This window comes from Acidovorax kalamii (assembly GCF_002245625.1).
Classification (GTDB): Bacteria; Pseudomonadota; Gammaproteobacteria; order Burkholderiales; family Burkholderiaceae_C; genus Acidovorax; species Acidovorax kalamii.
Genome location: NZ_NOIG01000010.1, coordinates 173,548 through 192,814 on the forward strand (window position 1 = coordinate 173,548; position 19,267 = coordinate 192,814).

Consider the following 19,267-nt stretch of genomic DNA (forward strand, 5'->3'; position numbering starts at 1 on the left):
CTCTCGGTCTGGCTCAGAAAAAAAAGCGCTCTTCGGAGCGCTTTTTGTTTGAGGGCAGGTGATGGGCCTTGGTCAGCCCGCCAAAGAGACGCCAGCCGCCCCAGGTGTCTGAGCGGGTGCAATGGGGGCGGTCAGACAAAAATAGCGCCACCAGCGTCCAGGGAGGGTGGACGCAGAAGGTCCTCGTCGATGCCCATGGCCTGGCTGGCACGCTCCACGGCCTGCCACAGTGGCGCAGGCATTTGCAGTATTTCGTCAGGAGTCGAGGAGCGGGCGATCCATGCGCTGATTTGCAGGTGCTGCTCGTGGGTGAGCAGGTCCAGGTTCAGCATCTCGTCGATGATCTTCATCTTTGGCAAATCCAGGGTTGTTTGGTGTGGCTGTGCAGTCGCAAAGCCCGGCAGGGTGTTGGATGGCGCAAAGCTGAGGCAGGGCGCGCTCCAGCCACTGTAGCCGGTGTGGTGTGAGGCTTGGGTTGTCTGAAGCACATGGTGCCCCGAGCCCTGATCTCAAGCAGAACCTTGGCCAGTGATTCAGTCGGTGCTCTCGACCAAGTGCGGGAACCGCACACCCTCCGTCCCATCCACCCACGCTGGCAGCTTGTGCATCACGCTGGCCAAAAGATCGCTGGCCTGCCACTGAGCCAGCCAGGCTTGCAGGCGGGGCCAGGACTGCGCCGTCCACCAGTCCGGATCAATGCCCGCAAACTGCCGCACAAAAGGCGCAATCGCCATATCGGCCAGGACCGCGTGGGTGCCGAACAGGAAGGGCTGATCTGATGACAAACGTGCCTCCAGCGCACTGAGCCAGGCCACGGCGAGGGCGCGTTCTGCGGCTATGTCGGCATCGGGGTAGCGGCTGGGATATTTGCACCGGTCCAGCGCCTGCTTGAACGGGCCATCGCATTCGGCAATCAGCGCCAGCATGTCCTGCAGGCTACCGTGGCTGGGGGTGAGCCAGCCCTCGGGGTCGTGCTGCGCCAGCGCCCACAGCATGATGTCCAGGCTCTGCTCCAGCACCTGACCGCTGGGCAGCACCAGCACGGGTACCGTGCCTTTGGGCGAGGCCAGCAGCAGGCCCTGGGGCTTGCTCCTGAGCACCACTTCGCGCAGCTCGCAGGTGTGGCCACCCACGGCCAGGGCCAGACGGGCGCGCATGGCGTAGGGGCAGCGGCGGAAGGAGTAGAGGACGGGCTGGGCGGTCACGTTGCGCCATCCCTGCCGTCGTCACCCGCGTCCTTGGTTGCAGTGCGCGCGGGGCGGCCGGGCTGCTGTGCGCCGATGTGCTCATGCCCGCGCTGCCGGGCCAGCTGCATCTGCCGCTCGCGCTCGGCCAGCGCGCGCTCCTGCTCGGGTGTGCGGGTGCCGTGGCAGTAAGGGCAGCTCACGCCGGGTACGTAGTGGGGCGACTGCAGTTCCGCCTCGCCCAGTGGCATGCGGCAGGATCGGCACAGCTGGTGGTGGCCGGGCACCAGGCCATGGCCGACAGAAACGCGTTCGTCGAACACAAAACAGTCGCCATGCCAGCGGCTTGCGTCTTCGGGCACGGTTTCGAGGTATTTGAGGATGCCGCCTTCGAGGTGGTACACCTCATCGAAGCCCTGTGACTTGAGGAAGGCGGTGGATTTTTCGCAGCGGATGCCGCCCGTGCAGAACATGGCCACGCGCGGTTTGCCTGCCAGCACGCCGCCCGGCTGCGACTGCTGTGCCACCCAGGCCGGGAATTCCGCAAAGGTCTGCGTGTGCGGGTTGATGGCGCGCTCAAACGTGCCAATGCCTACCTCGTAGTTGTTGCGCGTGTCCACCACCACCACGCTGGGGTCGTCGATGAGGGCGTTCCAGTCTTCGGGCTTCACATAGGTGCCTGCATTGCGCGCGGGGTTCAGGCCCGGCACGCCCAGGGTGACGATCTCGCGCTTGAGCCGCACGCGCATGCGGTAGAAGGGCATGCGTTCTGCCAGTGCCTCCTTGTGCTGCAGGGCGGCAAAGCGTGCATCGCTGCGCAGCCAGGCCAGCACGGCGTGCACGCCCTGTGGTTCGCCCGCAATGGTGCCGTTGATGCCCTCGGGCGCGAGCAGCAGCATGCCGCGCACGCCGTGGGTGTCGCACAGCGACTGCAGGGGGTCACGCAGGGCGGCAAAGTCCGGCAGGTCCACGAACTGGTAGAGCGCGGCGGTGAGAAAGCGGGGTGTGACCGAGTCCACGAAAAGGGCGTTTTTGGAAGAAGGGGGTGATGATAGCTGTCACCTTTCGTTACGATGCAGGGTCGCCAACGCTGTTTCCAAGGTGGTTGTATGAGCAAGGAATCCACGATCCATCTGTTCCGCCGGCTGGAGCAGCTCAACGGCATTGGTGCGGCGCTCTCGCGCGAGCGGGACATCGACCGGCTGCTGGAGAACATCCTGGAGGCGGCCAAGACCATCACCGGCGCTGACGGGGGCACGCTTTACAGCGTGACGGAGGACCAGTCCGCGCTCAAGTTCGAGATCCTGCGCACCGACTCGCTGGGCATCCGCCTGGGGGGCACCACGGGCAAGCCCATCGACCTGCCGCTGCTGCCCCTGCGCACCGCCGATGGTGCACCCAACGATTCGCTGGTGGCGGCGCACTCGGCCATCCACGACCGCACGGTGAACATTGCCGATGCCTACAGCGCGGCGGGGTTTGATTTTTCGGGCACGCGGGCGTTTGACCAGCGCACGGGCTACCGGTCGCAGTCGTTCCTCACGGTGCCCATGAAGAACCACGACCGCGAACTCATCGGCGTGCTGCAGCTCATCAATGCGCGCGACCCGGACACGGGCGAGGTCATCACCTTCTCGCAGGCCGACCAGAGCCTGGCCGAGTCGCTGGCCTCGCAGGCAGCGATTGCGCTCACCAACCGGCTGCTCATCACACAGCTCGAACGCCTGTTCGAATCGTTCGTGAACCTCATCAACCTGGCCATTGACGAAAAATCGCCTTACACCGGTGGCCATTGCCAGCGTGTGCCCGCGCTCACCATGATGCTGGCCGAGGCCGTGGATGCCACGCGCGAGGGGCCGCTGGCGGGTTTCAGCATGACGGACCGCGACCGCTACGAGCTGAAGATGGCGGGCCTGCTGCACGACTGCGGCAAGATCACCACGCCCGTGCATGTGGTGGACAAAGCCACCAAGCTGCAGACCATCTATGACCGCATTGGCCTGGTGGACACGCGGTTTGAAGTGCTCAAGCGCGACGCCGAACTGGCCGCGCTGCGCCGCCAGCTGGCGCTGCGCCCCGTGGTGGATGCGCGTGCCGAGGGGCAGGAGCTGCAGGCCCTGCAGCACGAGATCCACGCGCTGGAGGAAGACCGCGAGTTTCTGCGCCGCAGCAACACCGGCACCGAGGCCATGCGCCCCGAGGACCAGCAGCGCGTGCGCGACATCGCCGCCATGCGCCACTGGCGCAACCCGCAGGGCGTGCAGACCAGCTTTCTGAGCGCCGAAGAGGTGGAGAACCTCACCATCCGCGCAGGCACGCTGAACCAGTCCGAGCGCGACACCATCAACTATCACATCGTCGCCACCATCAAGATGCTGGAGACGCTGCCCTGGCCGCGCCACCTCAAGAACGTGCCCGAATACGCAGGGGGCCACCATGAACGCATGGACGGCAAGGGCTACCCGCGCGGCCTCACGCGCGACCAGATGTCGCTGCAGGCCCGCATGATGGGCATTGCCGACATCTTCGAGGCGCTCACGGCCGCCGACCGGCCCTACAAGAGCGGCATGACCCTGTCGCAGGCGCTGGCCATCATGTGCAGGATGCGCGACAACGGGCACATCGACCCCGACCTGTTCGAGGTGTTCGTGCGTGAGGGGGTGTACCTGCGCTACGGGCAGGCATTTCTGGATGCGGGGCAGGTCGATGGGGTGGACATTGAGGCGCTGGGGTTCCAGGGTGCGAGCAGGCCGTGAAGGAGGCGCGCATGGGGCTGCCACACTGGGCGTGCACCCCTGCCGGATTCCATTAACATATTGAAACGATTGGGCCGTCGCCCCATCCGTGTCCTGACCTTTTCGAGGGGCCTAGCTTGCTGACCTCCAGGCTTCGTACTTCCGTGATCCACAGGCTGTCCCTGTCGATATGGGGCCTGTTTCTGGGCTTGGTGGTCCTGCTTTCGGTGCTGGGGTATGTGGCGCTGAGTGCCGTTGCCGATCGCGTGGTGCCACTGGTGATGCGCCAGGCGGTGGAATTGCGCGCGCAGGCGGTCGAGGGGCTTTTTATCCAGGCAGGACAAAGCGCCCAACATCTGCAGCAGGATTTGCTCACGCGACTGCGTGCAGCCGATACCGAAGCGGCCCTGAGCCGGTTCGATGAGCTGTTTGCGCGTGGGCCGGACGGGCTGTGGCGGCTTCGGCCCGCAAAAGTGGACACGGTCAATGCGCCCACCCTGTACCTGCACCATGGCCGCGATGGCCCGGACGAGTCCACGCGCGTGCGCGCGGCCGTCAGCTACGACCTGCTGCGAGAGCGCGGGCCTGCGCTGGTGCCGCCATTTTTTTCCGCGTACATGGATTTCGTGGAAGATGGCCTGATGGTCTATGCGCGCGGTGTCGATTGGGCCAGTGGCGCCACCGCAGACGCGAGCAACGCCGACTACCCCACCATGCGGGGGGCCGACCCCCAGCGCAACTCGGAGCGGCGCATCTTCTGGACGCCGGTGTATTTCGACGAGCAGGCCAAGGCCTGGATGGTGTCGGTGATCCAGCCCCTGGACTGGCGGGGGCGCTGGGTGGGCACGGTGGGCCACGACCTGTCGATTGAGACCCTGATCGACGCCGTGGCCGCCAGCCGTGACCAGGTCGGTGTGCAACTGATCCTGAGTGCGGAGGGGGACCTGATCTCCCATCCCGACCTGAGGGAGCGAATCGCCGCTGCGAGTGGACAGCTTCAGATCGCCAGCCTGAAAGACCCGTTGCTGGAGCAGGTGCACCACATGGTGTCGAACGCGCAAGCCGATCGTGGCGCGGGCCTGAGTGCCGACGGGACGCAATGGATTGCCTGGTCACGCATCCGGGGGCCGCACTGGTACCAGATCTACCTCATGCCCCAGTCGCGGGTGGATGGCCTGGTGATGTGGGGCATGCTGGGCCTGTGCGGCATTGGTCTGCTGGGCTTGATGCCGGTGCTGTGGTCCATGCGCCGCAGGGTGAACACGCTGGTGGTGCGCCCGCTGCAGCGCCTGACGGAGGCTGTGGACACCCTGGGCCAGGGACAGACGCCGACCCCCGTGGCACTGGGCACCGACGACGAACTGGGCCGCCTGGCCCGGGCCTTTGACGGCATGGTGTCCGAGCTGGCCCAGAAGCGCGCCATGGCGGCAGCGCATGCACAGGCCCTGCAGACCGAGGTGGACGAGCGGCGCCAGTACATGGTGAGCCTGGAGGAGGAGCGGGCTCGCCTGTTTGCGCTTCTGGGGGCCATGAAGCTGGGCATCCTCTTTGTCACGGCCGAGAACCAGGTGACCTACTGCAACCCCGCGTTCTTGAAGATCTGGCGCATAGAGGGCGATGAAGCGTCGTTTGTGGGCCGCCCGGCCTGTGACATCTTCCAGGCGGTGGGGCATGGTCCGCCGTCCCTGGCGGCCCTGGCACGCCACGCGCAAGAGGCGCTGACGGCGCCCGGGCTGTCCAGCCGGTACGAGATGGACCTGGGCGACGGGCAGACCCTGCTGCTGACGTCGCACCCTGTGCATGACAGCGACAAGCGACTCATCGGCAGGCTCTGCATCCACGAGGATGTGACGCGCGAGCGCAAGACGGCCGCGCAGCTGATCTACCTGGCCGAGCGGGATGCCCTCACGGGCCTGTACAACCGGCGCAGGTTTGAAGACGAGTTGCTGCGCTTTTTCCGGGAGTTCGACCGGCATGGCCAGCCCGATCGGTACGATCGGCGCGATCAGCATGACCGCCAGGGCGCCCTGCTGTTTTTTGATCTGGACGAATTCAAGGCCATCAACGACACCTTTGGCCACCGCATCGGCGATTCGGTGCTGGTGCGTGTGGGCAGCGATGTGCAGGCACTGGTGCGCCAGACCGAAACCCTGTGCCGCCTGGGGGGCGACGAGTTCGCGGTGCTGATGCCCCATGCCTCGGTGGAGGACGCGCAGCGCCTGGCCGAGCGCATCGTCCGCGCCATCTCGCAGGGCCCGCTGTGCATCGACGGGCAGAACCTGAGGCTGACCACCAGCCTGGGCATTGCCCTGGCGCCGCAGCATGCCGACAACGCGCAAGACCTGGTGGCCCATGCGGATGCCGCGATGTACCAGGCCAAGCACCTGGGCAAGAACTGCTGGTCCGTCTACCGGCCCGACCACCACGCGTCGCAAGAGACGATCACCCGCCTGGCCTGGAACGAGCGCATCTCCCGGGCGCTCGAAAGAAACCTGCTGCGCCTGCACTACCAGGGTGTGTATGACGCCGCCACCGGGGAACTGGCCCATCTGGAGGTGCTGGTGCGCATGCGGGACGAGGCCGATGCCACGCGGCTGATCGGGCCCATGCAGTTCATCGGCTATGCGGAAAAGAGCGGCAAGATCCTGGAGATTGACCGCTGGGTGGCGCGCGAAAGCATTGCCCTGCTGGGCGCGCTGCCCCATCTTCCGGCGCTGGCGATCAACATCTCGGCGCGCTCGTTCGATGACCCCAGCCTGCCTGCTTACATCGCGGCCCAGCTGCAGGCGGCGGGCGTGGCGCCCCAGCGTTTGCTGGTGGAACTGACGGAAACCTCGGCGGTGTCGGACCTGCGCGACGCCGAGCGGTTCATCGACACCTTGCGCCGCACAGGATGCCAGGTCTGCCTGGATGATTTCGGGACGGGTTTTGCATCGTTTGCCTACCTCAAACACCTCAAGGTGGATGTGCTGAAGATCGACGGACTGTTCATCCGCAACCTCACCCGCGAGCACGACAACCAGGTGTTTGTCCGCGCCATCATCGACGTGGCCCGTGGGCTGGGCCGGCGCACGGTGGCAGAGTTTGTGGAGAGCCAGGAGATCCTTGACATGCTGAAAACACTGGGCGTGGACATGGTGCAGGGCTACCACCTGGATCAGCCGCAGGCCGCACACCCCGCGCTGGCCACTCCCACGGTGTAGGCACTGGCGGGGGCTGTGCTGCTTTTGATATTTTTGCTATTTATTTGATAGCATATGGGGCAATATGGGCGCGCGGAAGCGGCCCAATTCATTCAAATTCTTCAACGCTTGCGTGCGCCTGGGCCAGCAGCCAGTCGCTGAATGCCGACATGGCCCCGGTGGTGGGGCGTGACTGCAGCCGCGTGAGCCAGTAGGCGCCCCGGTGCAGTTCCTGCGCAAAGGGCTGCACCAGCCGGCCCTGGCGCAGTTCGCGGGTGAACATGCGCACTGGCAGCAGCGCCATGCCTGCGCCCTGGGCGGCCGCCTCGGCCAGGGTGAGGGACGAGTCGAACACCGCGCCGCGCACCACGGGGCAGGGCGCACCGGCGGCCTCAAACCAGGCCGCCCATTCATCGGTGCGGTAGCTGCGCAGCAGGGGCTGGCGTGCCAGGTCGGCCGCCGTGCGCAGGCCATGGGCCAGCGCGGGCGTGCACATCACCGACATGGGCGCGTCCATGATGCGCTCGGCATGTGTGCCGTGCCAGGCGCCGTCGCCAAAGCGGATGGCAAAGTCCAGCCCTTCGCCCGCCATGTCCACCCGGTTGTTGTGGGTGAGCAGGCGCAGGTCCACAAAGGGGCAGGCCTGCTGAAAGTCGCGCAGCCGGGGCAGCAGCCAGCCCACGGCAAAGGTGCCCACGGCGCCCACCGTCAGCACCTCGCGCGGGCGGGTGTCGCCCAGCTTTTCCAGCGCGCGCTGCAGGTTGCCGAACGATTCCACCACCACGGGCAGCAGCGCCTGGCCCTCGTCCGTCAGTGCCAGCCCGCGCGGCAGGCGGCGAAACAGCGGCTTGCCCAGCCGGTCTTCAAGCTTGCGGATGTGCTGGCTCACGGCGGTCTGGGTCACGTGCAGCTCTTCGGCCGCGCGGGTGAGGTTCTGGTGGCGTGCAGCCGCCTCGAAGGCGCGCAGGGCGTTGAGCGGCAAATGCATATTGTCAGAAGCTAAAAGTTTTTCTTGGGGCTTTTGGCAATTATTGTCGATGGTGCCAAGGGTAGAACCCCCGTATCGTTCGGGCCTTGTTTCTCATCACGCTTTCATTTGATATGCAAAGAAGACAGTTTTCCTTGGGTTTGATGGCGGCTACTGCCATGCCTTTGTGGGGTTGTGCCGCTGCCAGCAACCCAGCCAGTCGCGAACAGACCGCCCGCGCCTGGAACGATGCCCTCGCCACCATCGAACGCAGCGCCCAGGGCCGCCTGGGCGTGGCCATGCTGGACACCGGATCCGGCCTGGCCCTGGGCTGGCGGCAGGACGAGCGTTTTGCCATGGCCAGCACCTTCAAGGCCGTGCTGGCGGGCTGGATGCTGGCGCTGGTGGACCAGGGCCGGGAGCGGCTGGACGCGCGCGTGCATTACGTCGCCACCGACGTGGTGGCCTATTCGCCCGTGAGCGGCCCGCGCGCAGGCAACGGCGGCGGCCTGACGGTGGGCGAGCTGTGCGCGGCCACCGTGAGCCTGAGCGACAACACCGCCGCCAATGTGCTGATGGCCCGCCACGGCGGCCCGGCGGGGTTCACCGCGTTTGTCCGTTCGCTGGGTGATCAGGTCACGCGGCTGGACCGCACCGAACCCACGCTGAACGAGGCGGCCGCAGGCGACCCGCGCGACACGACCACACCGTTGGCCATGCTGCAGACGCTGCAAAAACTGGTGCTGGGCGATGCACTCAGCCCTGCATCCCGCGCCTGGCTGCAGCGCTGGCTGGTGGAGACGAGCACCGGCGACAAGCGCCTGCGTGCCGGTGTGCCGGGCTGGAAGGTGGGCGACAAGACGGGCACGGCGGGCGACAGCGGCACGGCCAACGACATCGGCGTGTTGTGGCCCCCGGGCGGAGGTGCGCCGGTGCTGGTGACCTGCTACCTCACACGCTCCACGGCGTCAGCCGAGCAGCGGGATGCGGCAATTGCGCAGGTGGCGCGCGCCGTGGCGGCGGCGCGCGAGACTTTCACCCGTTCTTAGAGCTTCTTGACCAGCACCTGGCTCTTGCGGTCCCAGTTGTACTTGCGCTTGCGGGCGTCGGGCAGCCAGTCCGGGTCCACGGGCGAGAAGCCGCGCTTGATGAACCAGTGCATGGTGCGGGTGGTCAGCACGAAAATGCTGTCCAGCCCCAGCAGGCGCGCGCGTTGTTCGATGCGCTTGAGCAGCTTTTCGCCATCGCCCGTGCCCTGGCTTTGCGGCGATACCGTTACGGCCGCCATCTCGGCTGTCTTGGCCTCGGGGTAGGGGTAGAGCGCCGCGCAGCCAAAGATCACGCCGTCGTGTTCGATGACGGTGTAGGTGGCAATGTCGCGCTCGATCTCGGTGCGGTCGCGTTTGACCAGGGTGCCGTCCTTCTCGAACGGCTCGATCAGCTGCAGGATGCCGCCCACGTCGTCAATGGTGGCCTCGCGCAGCTCTTCGAGCTTTTCGTCGATCACCATGGTGCCGATGCCGTCGTGCACATACACCTCCAGCAGCAGCGATCCATCCACCGCAAACGGCAGGATGTGGCTGCGCTCCACACCGGCCTTGCAGGCCTTTACACAGTGCTGCAGATAGAAGCCCGTGTCGGTGGGTTGTTGTGCGGGTGGCAGCTGCGCCAGCAGGGCCTGCGCGGCGGCCAGGGGCAGCTCGGTGTCGATGGGGTTGTCGTCGCTCTCGGGTTCGGTGGGTGACATGCGAATGCCCTGCACCTCGGTCAAGAAGATGAGCTTGTCGGCCCGCAACTCAATGGCCACGCTGGTGGCGACTTCTTCCATGCTCAGGTTGAAGGCCTCGCCCGTGGGCGAGAAGCCAAACGGCGACAGCAGCACCAGCGCGCCCATGTCCAGCGTCTGGCGGATGCCCGCCACGTCCACCTTGCGCACCAGGCCCGAGTGCTGAAAATCCACCCCATCCACAATGCCCACGGGACGCGCCGTGAGGAAGTTGCCCGAGATCACGCGCACCGTGGCGCCTGCCATGGGCGTGTTGGGCAGGCCCTGGCTGAAGGCGGCCTCGATCTCATAGCGCAGCTGGCCCGCAGCCTCCTGTGCGCAATCGAGCGCCACCGAGTCGGTGATGCGGATGCCGTGGGAGTATTTGGCCGCATGGCCCTTGGCTGCCAGCTGCTCGTTCACCTGCGGGCGAAAGCCGTGCACCAGCACGATCTTCACGCCCATGGCCTGGATCAAGGCCAGGTCCTGCGCAATGTTGTGCAGCTTGCCCGCTGCAATCGCCTCGCCCGTGAGCCCGATAACAAAGGTCTGGTTGCGGAACTTGTGGATGTAAGGCGCCACCGAGCGGAACCAGGGCACGAAGGTGAAGTTGAAGACGGCGGACATGGCGGTGCAAGCGGTGGGGCGGGCCTTGGAATGACGGAAAAAGCGGCAACGGCAGGCGGCCCCGTGGGGCCGCCAAACCGCGCATCATAAGCATGCTGAGCTTTGCTGCGCCACATTCGGCGCCACAGCGGGTGCAGCGCTGCCGTCTGTGTGGCGCTGAAACGCCGCCAGCCGCGCCGCAAAGGGTTCCAGCACCAGGGCTTCGTCGGGCCCGGACGCGGGCGGCACCGCGATGGCGATACCGCTCTGTGCCATCAGCGCCTGCATTTCGGGGCGGGCGATCATGCCGTGGTCCATCAGCGCGTCCACCAGCCGGTTCAGCGCGCCCTGGTGCTGCCGCAGCAGGGCGCCTGCGCGCTGGTATTGGGCCTGCAGAAGCTCCTCGATGGCGGTGTTGCTGGGCGCCACATCGGTGTTGATATGGTGGTCCATCTCCACCGTCACATCGGTGCGGGCCAGGCGGGCGCCAAAGCCGTGGTGGCGGATGTAGCGCGCGGCCTCGGCCGTCACCTGCTTGTAGTCCTGCTCGGCGCCGGTGGTGCAGGCCATTTCGCCAAACACCAGCTCCTCGGCCACACGGCCTGCCAGGCCCACACACATCATGTCCAGCGCGTTCTGGCGCGTGGTCACCTTCAGGCCCGCAAAGCTGTTGTAGCCGCCTTCGAAGGATGCGATGTTGATCTTCACCTCCTGCGGGGCCTGGCCCAATAGCAGTCCGTACACCAGCGCATGGCCGGCCTCATGCACCGCCAGCAGCGCGCGGAAGTCGGCGTTGGCGCGTTGCTTGAGCCGGTTCAGCTCCAGCGTCACGGCAAACAGCGCCTGCTGCCCTCCGGCCTGTACCACCAGGTGGCGCTTGTCCGCTGCAAGCGTGATGGGGTAGGTGGTGCCCAGCGGCAGCGCCTGCTCCAGCACCCACAGCGCGGCCTTCACCAGGTTGGCGCTCAGGATCGCGTGCACCGACGAGAACAGCGGCCGCGTGCCCTGGGCGGGGAACACGGCGTTGGCATACAACTCATCGTGCACATCCTGGGCAATGGCAAAGCGCACGCCGCACTGGGTGGCAATGTCGTCGCAGTAGCGCGTGCAGAGATTGCGGATCAGCTGTTCGTACGTGGCCTTGTTGAACGACGGGTACACCACATGCTCGTTGCCCAGCCGCGCGATCTGCTCGGGCTTGAAGCGCTCGCTCAATGCCTTCTTCACATCGATGAGCGACAGCTTGCGCGTGAGGCGGTGGAAGATGTCTGCATCGGTGTCGCAGTCTTCCACGCGTTGCGCGGTCTCGTGGTACATCTCGTCCAGGTTGCCGCACACAAACACCAGCAGTTTGCTGTAGTCGGTCTCCCACGCGTGGTGCGACTGCTGGAACCGCGTGAACAGCGCCTGCACCTGGGTGGGCGGCCACTGCATGATCTCGGCCAGAGGCTCCTGCAGCTTGAGCATGCGCTTGAGTTCCTGCGCATCCCAGGCATCGAGCTGGAAGCGGTAGGGCTTCTTGCCTGCGCGCTCATCGTCGCCATCTTCGGCGCGCTCGGCCTCGTAGTGCGCATCGGCCAGCTTGCGCTCGATGTTGGTGAGCGCGCTCAGGGCCGGGGGCAGGCGCCCGTCGGAGAGCAGCGTCCACACATCCTGGTAGCGCTCCACCTTCACGTCTTCGCCCTTGCGGTCCACCGTGCGAAAGCGCTGGAACTCGTCCAGCACCAGGATGCCGGGCGCGCCTTCGTGGATGCCCGAGTCGCCGAGCATGCCCGAGATGGACGAGCTGCGGTAGCTTGCGCCGTGGCTGAAGCCGTCCATCTGCACTTCCACGAAGCGGTCGTAGAAGCCCAGCAGCTGCGCCAGGCGCCGCGTGAGCTGCGTCTTGCCTGTGCCCGTCAGGCCCCACAGGCAGACGATGACGGGCCGGGTGATGAGCTGGGGCAGCACATACCAGGCGCGGATGGCATCGACCACACGGTCGATCACGTCGTCGATGCCAAACAGCTCGGCCTTGAGCTGCTCGGCGGCGTGGGCCAGCGCCTGCTGGCGCTGGGCCAGCAGGGCCCGGTGTGCCTCTGTAGACGGGTGCTGCCCATGCGACAGCGTTGGAGTTTGGGTCGAAAGGTCCATGTTTTCTATCGTTCTTGTCAATCGCTCTCGGTAAAGCGAGCGTTCAGGGTCGCCTTGCGCAGGGCGACGGTGTCCGCACGGCGCTGGGCGCCACGGGCTCGGATGTGTTTGCCTGCTGCGCTGGACAGGCTGCGTTGGGCCAGTGCGGCGGCCACAGGGTTTCGGGGCGGGCCCGAAGGTTCGAGTTTCAACACCAGGGGCTGCTTCATGCGGCGCAGCTTTTTGATTTCACCCTGGGCGAAGGCCCGAGACAGTTTTTTGGCACTCATGTGTGCGTTCCACAAACAAAAAACCCCGGCAAAGTAGCCAGGGCTTGTGGAGCGCTGCACTGAGGTGCAGGAGGTCGCTTGTCTGCCGTGGCTGGATGCGTGAAAACACAGTCCAGCCGGGGCGGTGGACAGTGGTCAGGCGGGAGCGAACAAGGGAACAAACATAGCGGTGACCTCCAGGGCTCTCAGGGGCTGGCCGATGTGCCAGCACGATGCTGAAAGAAGGCGCGATTGTGGCGAGGCGTGTTGCAGCTGGCAAGTGCCGGGGCTCGCAACACGTGGAAATGTCGCACAAAAATCACAGTGCGCCGGTGCATGGGGCGGGGGCTCAGCTCTTACGGCGGTAGACCCAGCCTGCCGCGTGTATCTGCTCTTCCTTGTCGCGCGTCTGCACCACCAGTTCCACCAGGTCGCGGCCTGCATTGAGCGGCACCTGCACCGTCATGCCAGCGCGGTCTGCCGACATGGGGAGCAGGAACTGGCTGTCGTCCCAGAACAGGTACCCGGGCAGCTCCTGCAGCTCCTTGAGCGAGGACTCTCCCACGCCCATGGCCAGCGGGATAGATTCGGGGGCTTCGTTGATCAGCTGCCACGTGCTGCCCAGGCGCGCCGACCACGGGGCGGGCAGCGGTGCCGGGGCAGGTGGCATCTGCTGCGCAATTGGCATGGTGATCCTGTAGTGCCCTGAGGTGGCCAGCTCGCGGGACATCAAGTAGCGGCGGCCCTCGGCCAGCTCCCAGCGGTATTGTTTGCCGGGCTGGGCGTCCGACCACCACCATCCGTCACTGCGCAGGCGCAGTCCGATGCTCAGGTGCTCCCAGCGCTGTCGCTTGGCGGACCATTCGGACAGGTCAACCTGCTGACTGTCCGGCGATGCCGCCTTGATGGGCTGTGCGTAGTTGCCGTAGATGCCCAGCAGGGCATCCACTGCCGCTGAAGAAATGGTGGCTTGTGCCGGGATGGCCGCCGATACATTGGGGGGGAGCGCGCGCAGTTTCCCCGTTTCCTGCAGCGCCCGCAGCAGGACTCCTTCGGCTATCGGCCCGGGCTTGAACCCTGGCGCGCTGCCCGTGAGCAGCACTGCCATACCCGCCTGCGGCAGCACATAGAAATCACTGGAGTAGAACATTGTCCCGCCGCTCTTTTGCCACGCTACAACGCCTGCCGCGTCCAGACCGGGGTGCTGGGTGCTGTCCCAACCCAGGCCCCAGTGCCATTCGGGAGTGAGGTTCAGGCGCATGCCCTGGTTCTGCGCGCTGCCCATTTCGGTGACGCCCTCCTTGGAGACAATGCGCTGGCCGTCCAGCTCGCCGCCCCGCATCAGCATGGCCGCCAGCTTCATCATGTCGCCCGGCGTGGTGCACAGGCCGCCAGTGGCGTAGCCCATCACGAACTCCTGGCCCTGCCGCACATCGCCGATGTAACCATGGGCAAAGCTGCCTGCAGGCAGGGGCTGCAGCGTGTAGCCCGAGCGTGCCATGCCCAGCGGATTGAGGATGGCAGACTGCACGAACGTGGGATAGGGTTGCCCGGTGATGGCGAGCACGATGCGCTCGACCAGTGTGAAACCGTCGTTGCAATACACGGCCATCGCGCCAGGCACGTGCTTGAGGTGCACATCAGCCAAGGCTGTCTCCAGCTCGGCGGCATAGCCCGGCAGCGGGGCCAGGGCAAACATGTTGTGGGTGTGGGTGCCGGGCAGTCCTGAGGCATGGCTCAGCAGGTGCCGCACCGTGATGTCGCGGTAGCCCGGCGATAGCATGGTGAACTGTGGGAGGTAGCGCGCCACAGGCGCGTCCAGCTCGACCAGGCGGCGGTCTACCAGGATCATCACGGCCAGCGCCGCCAGCACCTTGCTCACAGAGCCTACGTTGAACCGCGTGTCCGTGGTGGCGGTTGCGCGGGAACTGTCGTCCACCACACCAAAGGCTTCCTGCCAGACGAGGCGGTCGCCCTGCAGCAGTGCGATGGAAGCGGCCCGTGCCTGGCTGGTCTGCATGGCCTGCCGGATTTCATGGCGCCCCCAGGCCATGGTGGCGGACAGATGGGGGGCGGCATTGTTGCCGCCACCGCAGGCGGGCAGCAGTGGGGCCAAGGCCGTGGTGCTTGCCCAGGCCAGCCAGTCGCGGCGCGACGTAGTCTGGGGGTGTATAGGGTCGGCGGCAACGGGCAGGTGGGCGGGGGTCTGCAAGTGCATGGGGTTCGCGTTTCTGGTGTGGCACACGCCACAGGGACGTCGCCGGGCGCGGCGGGAAGTGCGCATTACATACCGAAAACCCAGGCTCTCGGATAATGCACGCCTTCATGACCGAATCCGAGCCTCTCTCCCCCACGCCCACCGCCCCACGCGCCGCCCCCACTGCCGAGCCGCTGCGCATCACTTTTCCTGATTCCCTGCCCGTTTCAGGCAAGCGCGAAGAGATCATGGCGGCCATCACCAAGCACCAGGTCATCATCGTGTGCGGCGAGACGGGCTCGGGCAAGACCACGCAGCTGCCCAAGATTGCGCTGGCGCTGGGCCGGGGCAAGTGCAATGCCAAACCCGGGCAGAAGGGCCAGCTCATCGGCCACACCCAGCCGCGCCGCATTGCCGCCAGCAGCGTGGCCAAGCGCATTGCCGAAGAGCTGAACACGCCGCTGGGTGACGTGGTGGGCTTCAAGGTGCGGTTCCAGGACCGCCTCAGCCGCGATGCCTCCGTCAAGCTCATGACCGACGGCATCCTGCTGGCCGAGACACAGACCGACCCGCTGCTCAAGGCCTATGACACCATCATCATTGACGAGGCGCACGAGCGCAGCCTCAACATCGACTTCCTGCTGGGCTACATCCGCCAGATCCTGCCGCGCAGGCCGGACCTCAAGGTCATCGTCACATCCGCCACCATCGATGCCGACCGGTTTGCCAAGCACTTCGAGAGTGCCAAGGGCCCGGCCCCGGTCATCATGGTCTCGGGCCGTACCTTCCCGGTGGAGCAGCGCTGGCGGCCTTTTGAAGAGACGCGCGACCATGGCCTGAACGAAGCGATTGCCGATGGCGTGGATGAACTCTGGCAGGGCAACGCGGCGGGTGACATCCTGATCTTCCTGCCCGGCGAGCGCGAAATCCGCGAGGCGGCGGATCACCTGCGCAAGCACCTGTCGCACCAGCCCGTGATGCGCAATGCCGAGGTGCTGCCACTGTTCGCCCGCCTGTCGCAGGCCGAGCAGGACCGCATCTTCGACGGCCACACCGGCCGCCGCATCGTGCTGGCCACCAACGTGGCCGAGACATCGCTCACCGTGCCGGGCATCCGTTATGTGATTGACGCTGGCACAGCGAGGGTCAAGCGCTATTCATTCCGTAGCAAGGTGGAGCAGCTGCTGGTGGAGCCCATCAGCCAGGCCGCCGCCAACCAGCGCGCGGGCCGCTGCGGCCGCGTGGCCAACGGCATCTGCATCCGCCTGTACGACGAGGCGGACTTCAACAGCCGCCCGCGCTTCACCGACCCCGAAATCCTGCGCAGCTCGCTGGCGGGCGTCATCCTGCGCATGAAGTCGCTGCACCTGGGCGATGTGGCGCAGTTCCCGTTCATCGAGGCGCCCTCGGGCCGTGCGATTGCCGACGGCTACCAGCTGCTGTCTGAGTTGGGCGCAGTGGACGACGCCAACGAACTCACGCCCATGGGCGTGGAGCTGTCGCGCCTGCCGCTGGACCCGCGCGTGGGCCGCATGATCCTGGAGGCGCGCGAGCGCCGGGCGCTTGACGAGGTGCTGGTCATCGCCAGCGCCCTGAGCGTGCAGGACGTGCGCGACCGCCCGCTGGAAGCGCAGCAACAGGCCGACCAGGCGCACGCCAAGTTCGACGACGAAAAAAGCGAGTTCAGCGGTTACCTCAAGCTCTGGAAATGGATCAACGAAGCCCGCGGCGGGGCGCCCAGCCTGCCGTCGGCGCGTGCGCAAAAGGCCATGGCGCAGCAGAAGGCGCCATCGCAGGCGCATTTGCCTGTGGCACAGCGCTCGGCGGTGGCCGCGCCTGTGCCCGCAGTGGCCAGCGTGGCGGCGCCTGCGCCCACCCACAAGCTCAGCAACCGCCAGTACGAGGCGCTGCTGCGCCAGAACTTCATCAGCATCCGCCGCCTGCGCGAGTGGCGCGACATTCACACCCAGCTGCTCACCGTGGTGACCGAGCACAAGTGGCAAATCAACACCCAGCCCGCGAGCTACGAGCAGATCCACCTGTCCATGCTCTCGGGCCTGCTGGGCAATATCGGCGTCAAGAGCGACGAGGAAGACTGGTACCTGGGCGCGCGTGGTATCAAGTTCTACAAGCACCCCGGCGCGCACTTGAGCAAGAAGCCAGGCCGCTGGATCGTGGCGGCCGAGCTGGTCGAGACCACGCGCCTCTTCGGCCGGGGCATCGCCGCCATCGAACCCCAGTGGCTGGAGCAGGTGGGCGGCCACCTGCTCAAAAAACAGATGCTGGACCCGCACTGGGAGAAAAAGGCTGCGCAGGTCACGGCGCTGGAGCGCGCGACGCTCTATGGCATCGTGGTCTACAACAACCGGCGCGTGGACTTCGGCAAGGTGGACCCGCAGGGCGCCCGCGAAGTCTTCCTGCGCGAAGCGCTGGTGGGCGGCGAGTGGGACACCCGCCTGCCGTTCCTGGCCGCCAACCAGAAGCTCATCGCCAAGGTCGAAGAGCTGGAGCACAAGTCTCGCCGCCAGGACGTGCTGGTGGACGACGAACTGATCTACGCCTTCTACGACCAGCAGGTGCCGCAGGACGTGTGCAGCGGCACCACGTTTGAGCGCTGGTACAGCCAAGCCAGCCGTGCCAACCCCGAGCTGCTCAAACTCACGCGCGACGAACTCATGCGCCACGAGGCGGCGGGCATCACCACCAGCGCCTTCCCCAAGACCGTGCGCCTGGGCGGCGTGGACTGCACCGCCACCTACCTGCACGAGCCCGGCGACCCCCGCGACGGCATCACCGTGACGGTGCCGCTGTTTGTGCTCAACCAGGTGAGCGAGGAGCGCTGCGAATGGCTGGTGCCCGGCATGCTCAAGGACAAGATCCAGGCGCTGCTCAAAAGCCTGCACCAGCGCCCGCGCAGCCGCTTTGTGCCGCTGCCCGAATCGGCCGCGCGGCTGGCCGAGCTGTTCAACGCGCCCGAGCGGTTTGGCACTGGCAGCCTTACCGACGCACTGCTCAAGCAGGTGCGCGACGAGACCTCGCTGGACGTGAAGCGCGCCGACTTCAAGCTCGACATGCTCAGCCCCCACCTGTTCATGAACTTCCGCGTGGTGGATGAACACGGCCGCCAGCTGGGCCATGGCCGCAACCTGGGCGCCCTCAAGGCCGAGTGGGGCGCCAAGGCGCGCGGCGCCTTCCAGGCGCTGGCGGGGCTCAAACTGGGTAGTGCAGCGGCAGAGGAACAAAAATCTGAGTCAAAAATGCCCTCTGCGCGCGATGGTAAAGCGCAATCAGCTATGAAATCAGGAGCAAATGCGCCCGCGCAACCTGCACCAGCGGCGCAGGCCACACCGTCGGCCCCCGCAGGCCAGCGCTACACCAGCTGGACGTTTGGCGAGCTGCCCGAACTCATGGAGATCAAGAAGGCCGGGCAGACGCTGATCGGCTTCCCGGCCCTGATCGACGGCGGCGACGCTGTGACCATCGAGGTCTTTGACGAGCCCGAAGTGGCCGCCGCCAAGCACCGCGCAGGCCTGCGCCGCCTGTTTGGGTTGCAGATCAAGGACGCGCTCAAGTACCTCGAAAAGAACATTCCCGACCTGCAGAAGATGGCCGTGGCTTACATGCCCTTGGGCACGCAGGAAGAGCTGCGCACCCAGATCATCGACGTGGCGCTGGACCGCGCCTTTCTGCTCGACCCGCTGCCGACCGACGAATACGCCTTCAAGCGCCGCGTGGAAGAGGGCAGGGGCCGCCTCACGCTGATCGCCAACGAGGTCGCGCGCCTCGCGGGCGCCATCCTCATCGAGTACGCGGCGGCCGCCCGCAAGATCAAGGACACCAAGAACGCGCCCGACGCAACTGCTGACGCACTGCAGCAGCTGCAGCGCCTGGTGCCCAAGCAATTCATCGCCCAGGCCCCCTGGGGCCAGCTGGCGCACTTCCCGCGCTACCTCAAGGCCATCACCCTGCGCCTGGACAAAGTCCGCGCCGACCCCGCCCGCGACGCGGCCAAGCTGGCCGAACTGCGCCCGCAAGAGCAGCGCTACTGGCGCCTGGTGGCCGAGCGCAAGGGCGCGGTGGATGCGCGCATGCAAGAGCTGCGCTGGTTGCTGGAGGAATTGCGCGTGAGCTTCTTCGCGCAGGAGCTGCGCACGCCGCAGCCGGTGAGTGTTAAGCGGCTGGACAAGCTGTGGGCGCAGTTGAATAGCTGATGTAAGGGGACGGGCGGCAGGCCGGACTATGGGCGCTTC

General features: G+C 66.3%; 12 protein-coding genes. 4 read left to right on the forward strand and 8 right to left on the reverse strand.

The genetic code is table 11. From position 1 onward, the window contains the following. Nucleotides 1-131: 131 nt before the first annotated feature. From CBY09_RS16065 to trhO, 3 genes are all read right to left on the reverse strand, one after another. Nucleotides 132-350: a hypothetical protein gene (locus CBY09_RS16065; RefSeq protein WP_094290591.1), complete on the reverse strand. Its 219-nt coding sequence runs from the start codon at nucleotides 348-350 to the stop codon at nucleotides 132-134. A gap of 183 nt (nucleotides 351-533) precedes the next feature. Beyond that, nucleotides 534-1,205: a glutathione S-transferase gene (locus tag CBY09_RS16070; protein WP_094290592.1), complete on the reverse strand. Its 672-nt coding sequence runs from the start codon at nucleotides 1,203-1,205 to the stop codon at nucleotides 534-536. Then, the gene (gene trhO / locus CBY09_RS16075) at nucleotides 1,202-2,203 is read right to left on the reverse strand and encodes an oxygen-dependent tRNA uridine(34) hydroxylase TrhO (protein WP_094290593.1); all 1,002 of its coding nucleotides are present in this window, start codon (nucleotides 2,201-2,203) and stop codon (nucleotides 1,202-1,204) included. Before trhO ends, CBY09_RS16070 begins: the two co-directional genes overlap by 4 nt. A 90-nt stretch (nucleotides 2,204-2,293) precedes the next feature. On the opposite strand from trhO, the gene CBY09_RS16080 reads away from it, so the two are divergent. Both CBY09_RS16080 and CBY09_RS16085 read left to right on the forward strand, forming a co-directional pair. Continuing rightward, complete coding sequence (locus CBY09_RS16080) at nucleotides 2,294-3,940, forward strand: HD family phosphohydrolase (protein WP_094290594.1); 1,647 nt, start codon at nucleotides 2,294-2,296, stop codon at nucleotides 3,938-3,940. A 143-nt stretch (nucleotides 3,941-4,083) separates the two neighbouring features. Next, entirely contained in the window at nucleotides 4,084-7,122 is a 3,039-nt protein-coding gene (locus tag CBY09_RS16085) for an EAL domain-containing protein (RefSeq protein ID WP_094290595.1), read from the forward strand. Nucleotides 7,123-7,210: 88 nt separating this feature from the next. On the opposite strand, the gene CBY09_RS16090 is transcribed toward CBY09_RS16085, so the two are convergent. After that, on the reverse strand, nucleotides 7,211-8,089 hold the full coding sequence (locus CBY09_RS16090) for a LysR family transcriptional regulator (protein WP_094290596.1): 879 nt from the start codon (nucleotides 8,087-8,089) through the stop codon (nucleotides 7,211-7,213). Nucleotides 8,090-8,202: 113 nt separating this feature from the next. Here CBY09_RS16090 and blaACA point away from each other — a divergent pair, with 113 nt between their 5' ends. Further along, nucleotides 8,203-9,117 carry an ACA family class A beta-lactamase gene (gene blaACA / locus CBY09_RS16095; RefSeq protein WP_094290597.1) on the forward strand — a complete coding sequence of 305 codons (915 nt, stop codon included), beginning with the start codon at nucleotides 8,203-8,205 and terminating at the stop codon, nucleotides 9,115-9,117. On the opposite strand, the gene argA is transcribed toward blaACA, so the two are convergent. The 4 genes from argA to CBY09_RS16115 all read right to left on the reverse strand — a co-directional run bounded on the left by argA (nucleotide 9,114) and on the right by CBY09_RS16115 (nucleotide 15,038). Next, the gene (argA, locus tag CBY09_RS16100) at nucleotides 9,114-10,460 is read right to left on the reverse strand and encodes an amino-acid N-acetyltransferase (RefSeq protein ID WP_094290598.1); all 1,347 of its coding nucleotides are present in this window, start codon (nucleotides 10,458-10,460) and stop codon (nucleotides 9,114-9,116) included. The two genes, blaACA and argA, sit on opposite strands and share 4 nt — an antisense overlap. Before the next feature lie 84 nt (nucleotides 10,461-10,544). Next, a complete protein-coding gene (locus CBY09_RS16105) occupies nucleotides 10,545-12,572 on the reverse strand; it encodes an AAA family ATPase (protein WP_094290599.1) in 2,028 nt (675 codons plus the stop codon). Between the two features lie 17 nt (nucleotides 12,573-12,589). Further along, complete coding sequence (locus CBY09_RS16110) at nucleotides 12,590-12,841, reverse strand: hypothetical protein (RefSeq protein WP_094290600.1); 252 nt, start codon at nucleotides 12,839-12,841, stop codon at nucleotides 12,590-12,592. Between the two features lie 328 nt (nucleotides 12,842-13,169). Continuing rightward, complete coding sequence (locus CBY09_RS16115) at nucleotides 13,170-15,038, reverse strand: serine hydrolase domain-containing protein (protein WP_094290601.1); 1,869 nt, start codon at nucleotides 15,036-15,038, stop codon at nucleotides 13,170-13,172. Between the two features lie 107 nt (nucleotides 15,039-15,145). On the opposite strand from CBY09_RS16115, the gene hrpA reads away from it, so the two are divergent. Further along, nucleotides 15,146-19,228, forward strand: coding sequence for an ATP-dependent RNA helicase HrpA (hrpA, locus tag CBY09_RS16120; protein WP_094290734.1), 4,083 nt, complete (start codon nucleotides 15,146-15,148; stop codon nucleotides 19,226-19,228). The last annotated feature ends 39 nt before the right edge of the window (nucleotides 19,229-19,267 follow it).

Coding starts and splice junctions, on each gene's coding strand:
- CBY09_RS16065 (WP_094290591.1), bottom strand. CDS start 350: ATGAAGATCATCGACGAGATGCTGAACCTGGACCTGCTCACCCACGAG.
- CBY09_RS16080 (WP_094290594.1), top strand. CDS start 2,294: ATGAGCAAGGAATCCACGATCCATCTGTTCCGCCGGCTGGAGCAGCTC.
- CBY09_RS16090 (WP_094290596.1), bottom strand. CDS start 8,089: ATGCATTTGCCGCTCAACGCCCTGCGCGCCTTCGAGGCGGCTGCACGC.
- blaACA (WP_094290597.1), top strand. CDS start 8,203: ATGCAAAGAAGACAGTTTTCCTTGGGTTTGATGGCGGCTACTGCCATG.
- argA (WP_094290598.1), bottom strand. CDS start 10,460: ATGTCCGCCGTCTTCAACTTCACCTTCGTGCCCTGGTTCCGCTCGGTG.
- CBY09_RS16105 (WP_094290599.1), bottom strand. CDS start 12,572: ATGGACCTTTCGACCCAAACTCCAACGCTGTCGCATGGGCAGCACCCG.
- CBY09_RS16110 (WP_094290600.1), bottom strand. CDS start 12,841: ATGAGTGCCAAAAAACTGTCTCGGGCCTTCGCCCAGGGTGAAATCAAA.
- CBY09_RS16115 (WP_094290601.1), bottom strand. CDS start 15,038: ATGCACTTGCAGACCCCCGCCCACCTGCCCGTTGCCGCCGACCCTATA.
- hrpA (WP_094290734.1), top strand. CDS start 15,146: ATGACCGAATCCGAGCCTCTCTCCCCCACGCCCACCGCCCCACGCGCC.